The organism is Rhodococcus rhodochrous (assembly GCF_900187265.1).
GTDB classification, from domain to species: Bacteria; Actinomycetota; Actinomycetes; order Mycobacteriales; family Mycobacteriaceae; genus Rhodococcus; species Rhodococcus rhodochrous.
The window spans coordinates 625,271-639,656 of the sequence record NZ_LT906450.1; the positions used below are offsets into that span (position 1 = coordinate 625,271).

Consider the following 14,386-nt stretch of genomic DNA (forward strand, 5'->3'; position numbering starts at 1 on the left):
AGAACATGTTCTAGTCTCGGTACAAGCGATCAATTCCTGAACAGACGGGAGCGTCCAGTGGGTGACCACGACAGCCACGAGGTACTGCAGCGGATCGACGCTCTGCTGCCCACGCTGCGCGAACGAGCGCAGGAGGCCGAGAATCTGCGCCGTGTGCCCGACGACTCGATCAAGGAGCTCCAGGAGGCCGGCTTCTTCAAACTTCTGCAACCGGCCCAGTGGGGCGGATACGAGGCCGATCCCGTCACCTTCTTCACCGCGGTGCGCAACATCGCGAGCGCGTGCGGCTCGACCGGATGGGTCTCCGGCATCATCGGCGTCCACAACTGGCACCTCGCACTCTTCGGTCAGCAGGCCCAGGAGGAGGTCTGGGGCGACGACCCCGACGTCCGCATCTCCTCGTCCTACGCGCCCATGGGCGCCGGTGAGGTCGTCGACGGCGGATACAAGGTCAACGGTGCGTGGGCCTGGTCGTCCGGATGCGACCACGCGAGCTGGGTCGTCGTCGGTGGCCCGGTCATCAAGGACGGCCGCCCCGTCGACTTCGGCAGCTTCCTGATCCCTCGTTCCGAGTACGAGATCGACGACGTGTGGCACGTGGTCGGCCTGCGCGGCACCGGATCCAACACGATCAAGGTCAAGGACGTCTTCGTCCCGCGCCACCGCTTCCTCAGCTTCAAGGCCATGAACGACCTCGCCTCGCCCGGGCTCGAGCGCAACACCGCACCCGTCTACAAGATGCCGTGGGGCACCATCCATCCCACGACCATCTCGACGCCCATCGTCGGCATGGCCTACGGCGCGTACGAGGCCCACGTCGAACACCAGGGCAAGCGGGTCCGTGCGGCATACGCCGGCGAGAAGGCCAAGGACGACCCGTTCGCCAAGGTGCGCATCGCCGAGGCCTCGAGCGACATCGACGCGGCCTGGCGTCAGCTGTCGGGCAACGTCGCCGACGAGTACGCCCACCTCCTCGCCGGCGAGGAGGTTCCGATGGAACTGCGGCTGCGGGCGCGTCGCGACCAGGTCCGCGCGACCGGCCGTGCAATCACGTCGATCGACCGTCTCTTCGAGAACTCGGGTGCCACCGCCCTAGCGGACGGCACACCCATCCAGCGTTTCTGGCGCGACGCGCACGCCGGTCGTGTGCACGCCGCCAATGACGCCGAGCGCGCCTACGTGATGTTCGGTGCCGCCGAGTTCGGTCTGCCGATCACCGACACGATGGTCTAGGGGTGGATGTGACCGCAATCGACGAGATCACCTACGAGTCGACCTCCCGTTTCGCGCAGGTCCGCGACGACCTTCGCCTGCACTACCACGAGGCCGGCGTCGGCAACGACACCACGATCGTCCTGCTCCACGGCGGTGGACCGGGCGCGTCGTCGTGGTCGAACTTCGCAAAGAACATTCCGGTGCTGGCACAACGGTTCCACGTGCTGGCCGTCGACCAGCCCGGCTACGGCAGGTCCGACAAGCCGACCGAGCATCCGCAGTACTTCGTGCACAGCGCGTCCGCGCTGAAGGACCTGCTCGACACGCTCGGGATCACCGACCGCGTCCACCTCCTCGGCAACTCGCTCGGTGGTGGTGCCGCCGTGCGGTTCGCGCTCGACTATCCCGAACGCGCCGGACGGCTCGTCCTCATGGGGCCGGGTGGGCTGAGCGTCAACCTGTTCGCACCCGACCCCACCGAGGGCGTCAAGAATCTCGGCCGGTTCTCGTACGAGCCCACCCGCGAGAATCTCGAGGCGTTCCTGCGGATCATGGTCTTCGACCAGTCGCTGATCACCCCCGAGCTCGTCGAGGAGCGGTTCGCGTCGGCGAGCACCCCCGAGTCGCTCGCGGCGGCGAAGGCGATGGGAAAGTCGTTCTCCAGCGCCGAGTTCGAGAAGGGGATGCTCTGGCGCGACGCCTACAAGCTCCGTCAGCGGGTGCTGCTGATCTGGGGTCGCGAGGACCGCGTCAACCCGCTCGACGGCGCACTCGTGGCGCTGAAGATGATCCCGCGCGCACAGTTGCACGTGTTCGGTGGATGCGGCCACTGGGCACAACTCGAGAAGTTCGACGAATTCAACCGCCTGACAGTGGATTTCCTCACGGACGGAGTCGAATAGATGAGTATCCGGTCGCTGGCATATCTCCGGATCGGCGCCACCGACGTCCCGGCCTGGCGCGAGTACGGTCTCAAGGTCCTCGGCATGATCGAGGGCCAGGGCACCCACGCCGACGCGTTGTACCTGCGAATGGACGACTTTCCGGCCCGGCTCGTCATCGAGCCGCACGAGTCCGACAAGCTGCTCGTCTCGGGCTGGGAGACCGCGAACGCCGCCGATCTCCAGTCGGTTCGCGACAGTCTCTCCGCGGCGGGTGTTCCGTTCAAGGAGGGCACCGCCGAGCAGCTCGCCGATCGTCGCGTCGACGAACTGATCGTCTTCCAGGATCCGTCGGGCAACACCCTCGAGGCGTTCCACGGTGCCGCGCTCGAACACCGCCGCGTGGTCAGTCCGTACGGGCACAAATTCGTCACCGGCGAGCAGGGCCTCGGGCACGTGGTGCTCTCGACCCGCGACGACGAGGAATCGCTGCGCTTCTACCGCGACGTGCTCGGCTTCCGCCTGCGCGACTCCATGCGGATGCCCCCGCAGATGGTCGGCCGGCCCGCCGACGGAAAACCGGCCTGGCTGAGGTTCTTCGGATGCAACCCGCGCCACCACAGCCTCGCCTTCCTGCCCATGCCCACCCCGTCGGGCATCGTGCACCTGATGATCGAGGTGGAGAACTCCGACGACGTCGGTCTCGCCCTCGACCGAGCACTGCGGAAGAAGGTCAAGATGTCGGCGACGCTCGGGCGCCACGTCAACGACAAGATGCTGTCCTTCTACATGAAGACCCCCGGCGGATTCGACGTCGAATTCGGTTGCGAGGGGCTTCAGGTCGAGGACGGCGATTGGATCGCCCGTGAATCCACGGCCGTGAGCCTGTGGGGCCACGACTTCTCGGTGGGAATGCAGTAATGACCGCGCCGGAGGCCGGAGAGAACGGTGCGATCGACCCGCGGGCCTTCCGCACCGTGCTCGGGCAGTTCTGCACCGGAGTCACCGTCATCACCACCACCGAGGACGACGGGGCGCCTGTGGGATTCGCGTGCCAGTCGTTCGCGGCGTTGTCGCTCGACCCGCCGCTCGTATTGTTCTGCCCCACGAAGCAGTCCCGGTCGTGGGCGGCCATCGAACGAGCGGGCCGCTTCTGCGTCAACGTCCTCGCCGAGGAACAGCGGGAGACCTGCGCGCGGTTCGGTTCCCGCGAACCCGACAAGTTCGCCGGACTCGACTGGACGCCGTCCCCGTTGGGCTCACCCGTCCTGACGGGATCGCTCGCACACATCGATTGCACGGTCGAGACGGTGCACGACGGGGGAGACCACTGGGTGGTCTTCGGTCGCGTGTCGTCGCTGAGCGAAGTGCGCGACGAGAAGGAACGCCCGCTGCTCTTCTACCGCGGGCAGTACACCGGGATCCAACCGGAGAAGACGACGCCGGCGCCATGGCGCGACGATCTCGAAGCGTTCCTCACCTCCGTCACGGAGGACACCTGGCTGTAGATCGCAGACGGTAGGTACCGCACGACGAAGCCGGGACGACCACATCGAAAGTGGTCGTCCCGGCTTCGTGTGTGGATCAGGAGCGATCGGTGTCGGTCGCGTCGTCCGGTGACTCCTCGTAGTACTCCGTGGTCACGACGCGGCGCACCAGGCGCGGCTTGCGCGGCCGGTCGGCGTCCTCGCCGCCTGCCGTGTCCGTCTTCGCATCGGCCGTGCTCGTGTCGGCCGATGGCGGCGGCGTGAAGTGCGCCGGCCCCGTCGGTCCCGGACCGACGATCTCCTGATCGCTGCCGCTGCCGCTGCCGCTGTCGCTGCCGGGAGCTGCGTGGCGGGCGGTGTCCGCCGCCGAGTCCGCGGTCCCGGACGGTGTGGACGAGTCCGCGGTCCCGGACGGTGTGGACGGCGTCGACGCGGTATGCCCCGGCATCGAGTGCTCGAGCGATTCGTCCCGCTGGCCCTCGCTCGGCCGGTAGTTGCCGGCGATCTCCTCACGCGCGACGTCGGGCGGTGTCGGTGAATGCCCGGTTCCCGCCGGTGTGGTGGTGCCGTACGTCTCGCCGGTGTGCGGCGTCCCGGTGCCTCCCGGTCCGCCGGCCGCGCCACCGACGAGGCCACCACCGGCTGCGCTCCGCTCGCCGAGGCCGCTGCGGTCGTCGGTGAACCCGGCCCGATCGTCCGTGAATCCGCCCTGATCGCCGGTGGATCCACCCCCTGCAGGGGTGTCCCCGAACCGGCGGTAGTAGCGGAACAGCTCGTCCTCCTCGAGCGGGGTCAGCTCACCGTTCTCGTCGATGTTCGGGGCGCCGGTGATGGTGTCCTTGTCGAAGGGCAGGCGCACTCCGGAGCTGTCGAGTTCGGCTTCGTCGATAGGGGCGAAGTGCCGGCGCGTTCCGAACAGACCCGTGACGACGGTGATCCAGGCGGGTCGGCCTGTGTCGTTGTCCAGGTACACCTCTCCGACGCGTCCGAGCTTGTCACCGTCCGGCCCGTACGCGGTGGCGCGAGCGAGGGTGTCGATGTCGTCGTTGCTGATCATGATGTCCTCATCCGTGGGCGATGCGGCTTCCTGCAGTGCGGATGCCCTCCGATGGGAGTGACGAAACGCTGCCGTTACACCGCTCGCCGTTGCGCCGACCATCCTCGCGTGTTATCCATATTGTCAACAATCCGACAACCGGCGCGGGGGTGCGAGCCCTCGGCTGTTCGGAGGGATCGTCATGACCCGTCTTTCACCCCGCCTGCTGCAGGCAACGCCCGTCACCGTCGACCACGCCGAAGGGTGTTACATCCACGGCACCGACGGACGTCGGTATCTCGACTTCACCGCCGGCATCGGCGTCACGAGTACCGGCCACTGTCACCCGCACGTCGTCGAGGCCGCTCGCCGACAGATCGGCTCGCTCATCCACGGGCAGTACACGACCGTGATGCACCGGCCCCTGCTCGAACTCACCGAACGCCTGGGCACGGTGCTCCCCGAAGGGCTCGACTCGCTGTTCTTCGCCAATTCGGGCAGCGAGGCAGTCGAGGCGGCGTTGCGTCTGGCCCGCCAGGCGACAGGGCGGCCCGGAATCGTCGTCTTCCACGGCGGTTTCCACGGGCGGACCGTCGCCGCAGCCACGATGACCACCTCGGGAACCCGCTTCTCCGCGGGGTTCTCGCCCCTCATGGGCGGTGTGCACGTCGCGCCGTTCCCCACTGCCTATCGCTACGGCTGGTCGGAGGACGAAGCGACCGATTTCGCCCTGCAGGAACTGGACTACCTGTTCGCGACCCTCGTGGCGCCGGACGAGATCGCGGCCTTCGTCGTCGAACCGGTCCTGGGCGAGGGCGGTTACGTCCCCGGCAACACCCGGTTCTTCCAGGGATTGCGGCAGCGGGCCGACGAACACGGCATCCTGCTCGTCTTCGACGAGATCCAGACCGGATTCGGGCGGACCGGAAAGTTCTTCGGACATCAGCACTTCGACGTGCGACCCGACATCATCACCATCGCCAAGGGCCTCGCGAGCGGTTTCCCGCTGTCGGGTATCGCCGCCTCCGAGGAACTCATGGAGCGCGCCCGCCCGGGATCGCAGGGCGGCACGTACGGAGCGAATGCGGTCTCCTGCGCGGCGGCCGTGGCCACTCTCGACGTGATCGAGAAGGAGGGGCTCGTCGACAACGCCGCCGCACGTGGACGTGAACTGCTCTCCGGTGCACGGGAGAACACGATCGACGCCATCGGCGACGTGCGCGGCCTCGGCCTCATGGTGGGCCTCGAATTCACCACCGACGGAGCACCCGACCGGGAGCGGGCGACCGCAGCGCAGCAGCTCGCCGCGCAGAAGGGGTTGCTGCTGTTGACCTGCGGTGCGCACATGAACGTGGTGCGCATGATCCCGCCGCTGATCGTCACCACCCAGCAGATCGAGGACGCGCTCGGGATCTGGTCCGAGGTCCGCGCCGAGGTCCGATAATCCGTCGAACGAGGGAGTCCGCGTGGCCCGATACATCACGATCACTCTCGACAAGCGCGATATCACGTGCAGAGCACGGCTTCTCGACGACGAGGCGCCGCTCACCTGTGCGGCGGTGTGGGACGCCCTGCCGCAGAGCGGCTCGGCGTTCCACGCCAAGTACGCCCGCAACGAGCTCTACACCCTCGTCCCGAGGATCACCGCGGCACCGCACAGGGAGAACCCGACGGTGACTCCGATCCCCGGCGACGTGTGCCTGTTCGACTTCGAACCGTGGGAGATCGGTAATCCCGCATACGGTTACGAACCCGGATCGCAGGCCCATGCGCAGCAGGGAGCGACCGACCTCGCGTTGTTCTACGGCCGGAACAATCTGTTGCTCAACGGCGATGTGGGCTGGGTGCCGGGCAACGTCTTCGCGACGATCGAGGAGGGCCTGCCCGAACTCGCCGTCGCGTGCAACGACCTGTGGATCCAGGGGGTCGTGGGGGAGACGCTGAGCTTCGCACGCGCATAGACGGGCACCGCACGGGAACGGCACCGCACAGAATGTGCGGTGCCGTTCCCGTGCGGGCTTCTTCAGCTCAACGCGTACTCGGCGAATCGCGCGACGGCGAGCAGCAGGTCGTCCGAGTGCCGTGGCCCGACGATCTGCAGACCCACGGGCAGACCCGCCGAGGTGGTGCCCACAGGGATGCTGATGGCCGGCTGCTGCGTGAGATTGAAGGGATAGGTGAACGGGGTCCACTGCGGCCACGAGGTGAGCGACGAACCCGGCGGCACGTCGTGGCCGGCCTCGAAGGCGGGGATCGGCATCGTCGGGGTGATCAGCACGTTGTACTTCTGGTGGAAGCTCCCCATCGTGATTCCGACCGCCGCCGCGACCGCGCGGGCCTCGAGATAGTCCACGGCACCGAGTTGTTCGCCGTGGGACCACACGCGTCCGAGACCGGGGTCCACCTTGTCCCGCGTGCCCTCGGGGAAGGTCTTCAGCATCGTGGCCGCGCCTGCCGCCCAGAGGTTCTCGAAGGCCTCGAGCGGGTCGGTGAAACCGGGATCGGCGGCGGTCACGCGCAGTCCGGCCTCGTCGAGGACGCGGACTGCCCGGTCGACGATCTCACCGACCTCGGGGTCCACGTCGACGTAGCCGAGGGTCTTGGAGTAGGCGACGTCCATCCCCACCACCTCGCGGTTGAGGCCACCGCGGAAGGTCGTCAGAGGTGGCGCGAGGGCCGTCGGGTCCCGGGGGTCGGGCAGCGCGAGGATGTCGGTGAGCAGTGCCGCGTCCTCGACCGTCCGGGTGATCGGCCCGGCGTGCGCGAGCGGCCCGAACGGGCTGGCGGGGAAGATCGGGATCCGGCCGTGGGTGGGCTTGAATCCGACGACGCCGCAGAACGATGCGGGGATGCGGATGCTGCCCCCACCGTCGGTGCCGACGGAGCACGGACCGAAGCCGGCCGCGACCGCCGCCGCGCTGCCACCGGACGAGCCACCGGCGGTCTTCGTCGTGTCGGCGGGATTCGTGGTCACCCCGTAGAGCGCCGAGTCGGTCACCGCCTTCCACGCGATCTCCGGAGTGGTGGTCTTGCCCAGCAACACCATTCCGTCCTCGCGCAGCCGGGCTGCGACCGGGCTGTCGACGTTCCAGTCCTGGTTCTCGTCGATGGCCTGCGAGCCCCGCAGGGTCGGCCATCCGTCGGTGAGGAAGATGTCCTTGATCGAGATGGGGACCCCGTCGAGCAGGCCCTTCGAATAGCCGGTCCGCCACCGCTCCTCGGACCTGCGCGCCTGGTCGAGGGCCTTCTCCTCGTCGACGAGGCAGAACGAGTTGATCTCGCGATCGTGCGCCGCGATCCGATCGAGCACGGCCCGCGTCACCTCGACGGGAGACAGCTCGCCCGAGGAGAACGCCGACACGAGTTCGACGGCGGTCATGTCTGTGGGCTCCATCGTGCCTCCTTCTCGTCGGACGATGCCGACTCTCACGCGCCGGGCACGTAACCCAGCTTCTTGTCCACCACGTTCCGAAGAGGTTCGCCACTGCGGTGACGGTGGAAGTTGTCGACGAAGACGTCCACCAGCGCGTCGCGCCAGCCCACGAAATCCCCCGAATTGTGCGGGGTGATCGAGACGTTCGGCATGTCCCAGAGCGGATGGCTCTCGGGGAGCGGTTCGACGTCGAGCACGTCGAGTGCGGCGCCGGCGATCGTGCCCGACCGCAGTGCCTCGACCAGGTCGTCGGTGCGCACGAGTTCGCCACGCCCGACGTTGACGAAGCGCGCCTGCGGCTTCATCGCGGCGAACATCCGGGCGTCGAACAGGTGCCGGGTCTGATCCGTGAGAGGTGCGGCCACGACGACGAAATCGACGTCGGCCAGGGCGGCCGGAAGGTCGGCGGTCGCGGTGACGGTGCCGAAATCGGGGTCGTCGTCGCGAGAGCGTCGGCCCGAGCCCCGGACCGTCATTCCCACGGCGGAGAGCAGGCGGGCGATCGCGCGACCGATCGGGCCGGTGCCGACGACGAGCACGGAGCGCCCGGCGATGCGTTCGGATTCCCGGTGCTTCCAGATGTGCTCGTGCTGGAGCCGCAGCGATTCGGGGATGTCCTTGGCGAAGGAGAGTATCTGGGCGAGCACGTATTCGGCGATCGCCCCGTCGAAGACTCCGCGGGAGTTGGTGACGACCACGTCGCTGTCGCGCAGCTCGGGGAACATGAGGGCGTCGACCCCGGCCGCGGCGACATGGATCCACTTCAGGGACGCTGCGGCGTGCCAGGCTGCGGGCAGCGCGTCGGTGAGGAAGTCGTACGCGAAGAGGATGTCGGCGCCGTCGAGCGCGTCGGCCAGACCGGTGGCGTCGGCGTAGCGGACCGTGGCGTGTTCGGCCACCGGGGCCATCCACGCACGATCCGGCACGGCTTCGGCATGAAGCACTGCAACGACCGGCTGGGCATCCACGTTGACACCGTATGAGTGCCTCGTATTATTGTCAACAATCCTCAAGGCTGAGGGAACTCTTGACGAAGCCGAGGGACCGTATGGAACTGAACATTCCCGAATTCGAAGGTCCTCTGGCTCAGCGGGGCATCGGTGTGATCGCACCCTTCGATCTCGCCCTGGAACGAGAACTGTGGCGATGGGCGCCGCTCGAGGTCACCCTGCACCTCGCTCGAACCCCCTACGAGCCGGTGCCGGTCAGCCGTGCCATGGCCGAGCTGGTGTCCGACCGACGGCACCTGATGGTCGCGGCCCGCGACGTGCTGTCGGTGGAACCGGAAGTCGTTGCCTATCTGTGCACCTCGGGCAGTTTCGTCAACGGGGTGGCCTACGAGAAGGCCCTGTGCGACGCGATCTGCGAGGCGGGCGCATCGTGCGCGGTCACGACCTCCGGAGCGCTGCTCGAAGCCCTCCGCAAACTCGACCTCACCCGCATCTCGGTGATCACCCCCTACGACCGGGAACTCACCGACCTGCTGCACGACTTCCTGAAGGAGGCCGGAACCGAGGTCGTCCGGTCGTCACATCTCGGGCTCGGCGGCGGCATCTGGAAGGTCAACTACCGCACCATCGCCGAGCACATCATCGCGGCCGACACCCCGGACGCACAGGCGATCTTCGTCAGTTGCACCAACCTGCCGACCTACGACCTGATCGCGCCGCTCGAACGGGAACTCGGCAAGCCGGTCCTCACGGCCAACCAGCTCACCATCTGGGCGTGCCTGGGACGGATGAAGTTGCCCATGACCGGACCGGGGAAGTGGTTGAGAGGAGTGTTCTGAATGCATCGTGACCGCACGACCGTCGGGATCGTCTACCCGGATCATGCCGCCGAGGACGACTACCCGTTCGCCGCCGAACTCCTGGGGGTGAATCTGCCCGTCGCCCACATCTACGGAACCGATCTGCACGCCGTTCCCGAACTCCTCGACCTCGGGAGCCCGGCCAAGCTCGCCGGGGGAGCGGCGCAGTTCGCGGACGAGCCCCTCGACGCCCTCGTGTGGGCGTGCACGTCGGGCAGCTTCGTGTACGGACCCGAGGGGGCACGCACCCAGGTCGAGCAGCTCTCCCGGGACGCGGGAGGCGTGCCCACGACGAGCACGAGCATCGCGTTCGTCGCCGCGCTACGGGCGCTCGGAGTCGGCCGGGTGGCCGTGGCGGCGAGTTATCCGCGGGACGTCGCCGAACTGTTCGTCGCCTTCCTCGCGGACGCCGGTGTCGACGTCGTCTCGCTCGCCGACGCCGGCATCGACACCGCCGCCGAGGTCGGCACCCTGACCGACGAGGCCGTCCTCGAATTCGTGAGGACCAACGATCATCCCGACGCACAGGCGGTCCTCGTCCCCGACACCGCGATGCACACGCTGCGGATCATGCGGGAACTCGGGAAGGAGACCGGTAAGCCGGTCCTGACCGCCAACCAGGTCACCGTGTGGCACGGCCTGGAACTCGCCGGATATACAGTGGAATGCCCGGAGCTGGGCTCACTGTTCGAGGAGGATAGCGATCATGGTGCTCGGTGATCTGGAAGGTCTACGTCCTGTCACCCGGCCGTCCACGGCCGAGCTCATCGCCGAACAGATCCGGTCGGCCATCGTCCGGGGTGCGCTCGGTCCCGGGGAACAGCTGGGGGAGGCCGAACTCGCGGCGCACTTCCAGGTCTCCCGGGGCCCGCTGCGAGAAGCCATGCAGCGGTTGCTGTCCGAAGGACTGCTCTACAGCATCCGCAACCGGGGCATCTTCGTCACCGAGCTCACCTTCGACGACGTCGTCGACATCTACCGCAGCCGCTGGGTCATCGAGGGCGGTGCCCTCGACCTGGTGCTGGACGGCCGTCGCGAACAGACGTGGAAGGCCCTCGAACCGGCGATCGAGGAGATGCGCACCGCCGCCGAACGCGAGGACGCCACCGGTGTCTCGGACGGCGACCGACGTTTCCACGAGATCCTCGTGGCCAGTGCCGACAGTCCGCGGCTCGTGCGGGCGGCCCGCACGCTGCTCGTCGAGACGCGGATGTGCCTCGGCGCGTTGCAGACCACCTATCCCGACCTGCACGTGCAGGTGGACGAGCACGTCGTGCTGCGGGAGGCGATCCGCACCGCCGACCGGGAGGAGGTGCGGCGTCTGCTCGACGAGCACCTGCACGACACGGTCACCCGGCTCCGCGAGCGTCAGAACGTCGACGGCGTGATCGCGTCCGGCTGATACCGCTCAGCCGGGCGGGGTGAACGACGACAGGGCCGTTGCGGCGATGTAGTCGGCGGCGTCCTCCGCCGACAACCGTCCTGCCGCGACTTCGGTTGCGGCACAATGGACCAGGCTGTGCAGGACCGACGCCAGCCAGGACGACGACAGGTCGGTGCGGAACGCCCCTTCGGCGCGACCGCGCTCGATGAGGGCGGTCGCGCGGGCGAGCAGGCCGTCGTGTGCGGCGCGGACGTCCTCGGCGGGAAGTGCTTGTTCGGCGGCCGCGAGCAGCGTCCCGGCGTCGGCGGTCAGCGACCACGAACCCGCGATGAGGCGGTGCAGGGCGTCGCGGGGGTCGCCCGTGAGGTCGATGCGGTCCACGGTCTGTTCCGCCTCGGCGAGCGCGCGCTGCACCACGGCGGTGACGAGTTCTGCGCGAGTGGGGAAGTGGCCGTAGAGCGTGACACGCCCGACGCCGGCGGCCTTGGCGATCTCCCCGATGCTCGCGTCGGGATCACGACCCAGTGCGATGCGCGCGGCGTGGAGGATCGCCTCGATGTTCCGCTCGGCGTCCGCACGTTTCCTGGGGCGGAGTGATTCGGGTCGGGGGAATGCCTCGTGGGTGGTCACGGAACCTCCTCTTGTCGAACACTGGTGTTCAGGTTACGTCGACGGGCAACTCGAACATCACTGTTCAACTCAGGGCGGATCCTCATGACGAGCGCCGTCTCGGGCGCGCACTCTTGAGTCCGGGGAGCGTCAGACGACGGTCGCGTCGCCGAAGGTCATCTGCAGATCGGGGATCGACGACGAGGCCAGTGCGCGTCGCGGCAGACCGAGCGACCGCAGTTCGTCGGCGATCGGATGCGTCCCCAACCGCAGGGTCGCGCCGCCGAGCCGGGTGCGCACGCCGCTCGGATTCATCTCCCAGGTCGTGCAGCGGGTGACGTCGTCGATGTGCGAGTAGGCAGCGAGCGAGGCGGCGAGACCCTTGCCCGGCACCGGAAGTCCGGGCGCCACGGTCAGTTCGGCGATCAGTGCTCCGTCGGCGGAGACCGAACCGCGCTTGGTGCTGCTGTCGTGGTCGGCGTCGAAGTCGGCGAGGGTCTTCGGAAAACCCCAGATGCCGCGCCCCGCCGCGAGAGTGAAGTCGCCGTCGACGGGCAGGTGGTGGATGAGTGCACCGGCCTGCCCGCCGACGAGGCTCCGCCAGTCGCCGACGATGCCGTCGCCGCGGTTGCGATGGTTGCGGACGAGGAAACACACCCCGAACTCGTTGTACGGGCCGAGGTCCCCGTCGACGTAGTCCACGAAGACGAGCGTGCAGATCCCGTGGCCCGGCCGGTACTGCAGGATCTCGAGCCCGGTGTGGGCGACGAGTTCCTGCGCGGGGCGCACGGGAACCGAGAACATCCCCATGAACGCCGTGGCCGTTCGGACCTGCACGGGCATCGTGACCGGCTTGCCCAACACCACATGCGTCGTCGTCTCGCTCATCGCTGCCTTCCGGAAGTCGGACGTGCGTACCCCGACAATGAGAACACGTTCCAGTTCCGGAGGGAAGAGACTAGGAAGGAGCGCCGATGTTCATCTCGTCGGGATGCGCGCCCACCCGCGTGCCGTCGTCGAGCGTGTCGAGTTCGCTGAGGTCGAGCTCGTCGAGTTCGAAGTCGAAGACGTCGATGTTCTGGGAGATGCGCTGCTCGTGCACCGACTTCGGGATGACGATCAGCCCGTTCTGCAGATGCCAGCGGATCAGCACCTGCGCGGCCGACTTGCTGTGACGATCGGCGATGCGGGTGACGATCGGGTCGACGAGCAGGGTGTTCGGCTTCGAGTTCGGACCCCACCCCGAGTTGCTCGTGCCACCGAGCGGGCTCCACGACTCCACGGCGATGCCGTGCTCGGACGCGAACCGGCGGATCTCCTGCTGCGGCAGGTGCGGATGCAACTCCACCTGGTCCACCGCAGGCAACAACCCGCCACGATCGACGAGCAACTGCAGGTGGTGCGGTTCGAAGTTGCACACCCCGACCGCCTTCGCGCGCCCGGACTCGGCGATCTTCTCGAGGGCGTCCCAGGTGCGCAGGATCCGTTCGCGGTCCTGCAGCGGCCAGTGGATCAGGTACAGGTCGACGTACTCGGTGCCCAGCTTCTTCAGGCTCGTGTCGAATGCCTTCAGTGCCGGCTCGTAACCCTGATCGGCGTTCCACAGCTTGGTGGTGACGAAGATGTCCTCGCGCGGCACCGACGACGCGGCGAGCGCGCGGCCGACGCCTTCCTCGTTGCCGTAGGCCGCGGCCGTGTCGATGTGCCGGTAACCGGCCTCGTCGATCGCGTATCGGACCGCGTGTTCGGTCTCGTCGTTGGTGGCCTGCCAGACTCCCAGGCCCAGCTGCGGGATCGTCGTTCCGGAATTCAGCGTGATCGTGGGAGGTGTCATCTCTCCGACGTTAGCGAGCCGCCGCGGCGGGCGCGAGTGATCCCGGGCGATCGGGTGTTCTCCGACCCGCGGGCCCCGAGGACGGATGTCGAGTTCATCGGCCGGACGCCGGGGGACGGCAGGCGAGCAGCGCCGCCCACGCATCGACCTCCCGCCGGCCCGTCAGCCGCACGACCGGCAGATCGGGACGTTGTGCGAGCGCGGTGAGGACGCGGTCGCGGTACCCACCGTGGGTTCGCCACGCCCAGCGCACGATGTGGTCGCGATCGCGGAAGAAGGTGTGCAGGGGCGGTTCGATGTTGCCGTTCCACAGTTCTTCCCGGCGCACCCGGCGTCGCAGCGTCCGCCACACCACCTGTCGCATCACCGTGCTCCGCGGCAGGTCGAGCCACACCATCAGGTCGGCGCGCTCGACGAGCAGCGGCCGCACCGCGGTGTACTGCCACTCCGTCACCCAGCGCGGCTGCGCGGTGAACTCCTCGACGTCCTCGCGGAAGGACGGACGCCGCGTCCAGTTCGGACCGTGATGGAGGCCGTCGAGCTCGACGTGCGGAAGGTCGAGGATCTGCCCGGTCCTCGCGGCGAGGGTCGTCTTGCCGGAACCGGACGTCCCCGCCACGAGGACGCGGCGGGGACGCACGGGGAGTGGAACCGAGGAATCGAGGAGGCGCATCACCGATCTTTCGCAGGATCGCCG

16 protein-coding genes are annotated in these 14,386 nt (G+C 68.1%); 9 read left to right on the forward strand and 7 right to left on the reverse strand.

The genetic code is table 11. The features are described from left to right. Nucleotides 1-57 precede the first annotated feature (57 nt). The 4 genes from hsaA to hsaB are packed head-to-tail and all read left to right on the forward strand — an operon-like array spanning nucleotide 58 to nucleotide 3,604. Complete coding sequence (gene hsaA, locus CKW34_RS02890; protein WP_059382555.1) at nucleotides 58-1,233, forward strand: 3-hydroxy-9,10-secoandrosta-1,3,5(10)-triene-9,17-dione monooxygenase oxygenase subunit; 1,176 nt, start codon at nucleotides 58-60, stop codon at nucleotides 1,231-1,233. An 8-nt stretch (nucleotides 1,234-1,241) separates the two neighbouring features. Further along, complete coding sequence (gene hsaD, locus CKW34_RS02895) at nucleotides 1,242-2,117, forward strand: 4,5:9,10-diseco-3-hydroxy-5,9,17-trioxoandrosta-1(10),2-diene-4-oate hydrolase (protein WP_059382632.1); 876 nt, start codon at nucleotides 1,242-1,244, stop codon at nucleotides 2,115-2,117. Beyond that, on the forward strand, nucleotides 2,118-3,017 hold the full coding sequence (gene hsaC / locus CKW34_RS02900; RefSeq protein ID WP_059382554.1) for an iron-dependent extradiol dioxygenase HsaC: 900 nt from the start codon (nucleotides 2,118-2,120) through the stop codon (nucleotides 3,015-3,017). Then, a complete protein-coding gene (gene hsaB, locus CKW34_RS02905; protein WP_059382553.1) occupies nucleotides 3,017-3,604 on the forward strand; it encodes a 3-hydroxy-9,10-secoandrosta-1,3,5(10)-triene-9,17-dione monooxygenase reductase subunit in 588 nt (195 codons plus the stop codon). The genes hsaC and hsaB overlap by 1 nt, the downstream gene beginning before the upstream one ends. Nucleotides 3,605-3,680: 76 nt before the next feature. On the opposite strand, the gene CKW34_RS24235 is transcribed toward hsaB, so the two are convergent. Next, nucleotides 3,681-4,640, reverse strand: a complete 960-nt coding sequence (locus CKW34_RS24235) for a PRC-barrel domain-containing protein (protein WP_155418947.1) — start codon at nucleotides 4,638-4,640, stop codon at nucleotides 3,681-3,683. Nucleotides 4,641-4,821: 181 nt separating this feature from the next. Here CKW34_RS24235 and CKW34_RS02915 point away from each other — a divergent pair, with 181 nt between their 5' ends. Both CKW34_RS02915 and CKW34_RS02920 read left to right on the forward strand, forming a co-directional pair. Then, on the forward strand, nucleotides 4,822-6,063 hold the full coding sequence (locus CKW34_RS02915; protein WP_059382552.1) for an aspartate aminotransferase family protein: 1,242 nt from the start codon (nucleotides 4,822-4,824) through the stop codon (nucleotides 6,061-6,063). 22 nt (nucleotides 6,064-6,085) lie between these two features. Next, nucleotides 6,086-6,580 (forward strand): DUF3830 family protein, encoded by a 495-nt coding sequence (locus CKW34_RS02920; protein WP_016694735.1) that lies wholly within the window; start codon nucleotides 6,086-6,088, stop codon nucleotides 6,578-6,580. 62 nt (nucleotides 6,581-6,642) lie between these two features. Here the strand turns inward: CKW34_RS02920 and CKW34_RS02925 are convergent, their stop codons facing one another. Together CKW34_RS02925 and CKW34_RS02930 are read right to left on the reverse strand one after the other, a co-directional pair. Beyond that, nucleotides 6,643-8,013, reverse strand: coding sequence for an amidase (locus CKW34_RS02925; RefSeq protein ID WP_059382551.1), 1,371 nt, complete (start codon nucleotides 8,011-8,013; stop codon nucleotides 6,643-6,645). A gap of 32 nt (nucleotides 8,014-8,045) precedes the next feature. Then, a complete protein-coding gene (locus CKW34_RS02930) occupies nucleotides 8,046-8,960 on the reverse strand; it encodes a D-2-hydroxyacid dehydrogenase (protein WP_059382631.1) in 915 nt (304 codons plus the stop codon). Between the two features lie 140 nt (nucleotides 8,961-9,100). Between CKW34_RS02930 and CKW34_RS02935 the strand changes: the two genes are divergently transcribed. The 3 genes from CKW34_RS02935 to CKW34_RS02945 are packed head-to-tail and all read left to right on the forward strand — an operon-like array spanning nucleotide 9,101 to nucleotide 11,264. After that, a complete protein-coding gene (locus CKW34_RS02935) occupies nucleotides 9,101-9,841 on the forward strand; it encodes a maleate cis-trans isomerase family protein (RefSeq protein ID WP_059382550.1) in 741 nt (246 codons plus the stop codon). After that, on the forward strand, nucleotides 9,842-10,582 hold the full coding sequence (locus CKW34_RS02940; RefSeq protein ID WP_059382549.1) for a maleate cis-trans isomerase family protein: 741 nt from the start codon (nucleotides 9,842-9,844) through the stop codon (nucleotides 10,580-10,582). Continuing rightward, nucleotides 10,569-11,264, forward strand: a complete 696-nt coding sequence (locus CKW34_RS02945; protein ID WP_059382548.1) for a GntR family transcriptional regulator — start codon at nucleotides 10,569-10,571, stop codon at nucleotides 11,262-11,264. Before CKW34_RS02940 ends, CKW34_RS02945 begins: the two co-directional genes overlap by 14 nt. Before the next feature lie 6 nt (nucleotides 11,265-11,270). Here the strand turns inward: CKW34_RS02945 and CKW34_RS02950 are convergent, their stop codons facing one another. The 4 genes from CKW34_RS02950 to CKW34_RS02965 form a co-directional block, all read right to left on the reverse strand. Next, a complete protein-coding gene (locus CKW34_RS02950; RefSeq protein ID WP_059382547.1) occupies nucleotides 11,271-11,876 on the reverse strand; it encodes a TetR/AcrR family transcriptional regulator in 606 nt (201 codons plus the stop codon). A 129-nt stretch (nucleotides 11,877-12,005) separates the two neighbouring features. Next, a complete protein-coding gene (locus tag CKW34_RS02955; RefSeq protein WP_059382546.1) occupies nucleotides 12,006-12,743 on the reverse strand; it encodes an acetoacetate decarboxylase family protein in 738 nt (245 codons plus the stop codon). A gap of 70 nt (nucleotides 12,744-12,813) precedes the next feature. After that, nucleotides 12,814-13,689: an aldo/keto reductase gene (locus tag CKW34_RS02960; protein ID WP_019290148.1), complete on the reverse strand. Its 876-nt coding sequence runs from the start codon at nucleotides 13,687-13,689 to the stop codon at nucleotides 12,814-12,816. A 94-nt stretch (nucleotides 13,690-13,783) separates the two neighbouring features. Then, the gene (locus CKW34_RS02965) at nucleotides 13,784-14,362 is read right to left on the reverse strand and encodes a P-loop NTPase family protein (protein ID WP_059382545.1); all 579 of its coding nucleotides are present in this window, start codon (nucleotides 14,360-14,362) and stop codon (nucleotides 13,784-13,786) included. Nucleotides 14,363-14,386: the final 24 nt, after the last annotated feature.

Bases quoted from the DNA above. Each gene is read 5' to 3' on its own strand.
- CKW34_RS02935 (WP_059382550.1), top strand. From the start codon at position 9,101: ATGGAACTGAACATTCCCGAATTCGAAGGTCCTCTGGCTCAGCGGGGC.
- CKW34_RS02940 (WP_059382549.1), top strand. From the start codon at position 9,842: ATGCATCGTGACCGCACGACCGTCGGGATCGTCTACCCGGATCATGCC.
- CKW34_RS02930 (WP_059382631.1), bottom strand. From the start codon at position 8,960: ATGGCCCCGGTGGCCGAACACGCCACGGTCCGCTACGCCGACGCCACC.
- CKW34_RS02925 (WP_059382551.1), bottom strand. From the start codon at position 8,013: ATGGAGCCCACAGACATGACCGCCGTCGAACTCGTGTCGGCGTTCTCC.
- CKW34_RS02965 (WP_059382545.1), bottom strand. From the start codon at position 14,362: ATGCGCCTCCTCGATTCCTCGGTTCCACTCCCCGTGCGTCCCCGCCGC.
- CKW34_RS02955 (WP_059382546.1), bottom strand. From the start codon at position 12,743: ATGAGCGAGACGACGACGCATGTGGTGTTGGGCAAGCCGGTCACGATG.
- CKW34_RS02960 (WP_019290148.1), bottom strand. From the start codon at position 13,689: ATGACACCTCCCACGATCACGCTGAATTCCGGAACGACGATCCCGCAG.
- hsaB (WP_059382553.1), top strand. From the start codon at position 3,017: ATGACCGCGCCGGAGGCCGGAGAGAACGGTGCGATCGACCCGCGGGCC.
- CKW34_RS02945 (WP_059382548.1), top strand. From the start codon at position 10,569: ATGGTGCTCGGTGATCTGGAAGGTCTACGTCCTGTCACCCGGCCGTCC.
- CKW34_RS24235 (WP_155418947.1), bottom strand. From the start codon at position 4,640: ATGATCAGCAACGACGACATCGACACCCTCGCTCGCGCCACCGCGTAC.
- hsaC (WP_059382554.1), top strand. From the start codon at position 2,118: ATGAGTATCCGGTCGCTGGCATATCTCCGGATCGGCGCCACCGACGTC.
- CKW34_RS02915 (WP_059382552.1), top strand. From the start codon at position 4,822: ATGACCCGTCTTTCACCCCGCCTGCTGCAGGCAACGCCCGTCACCGTC.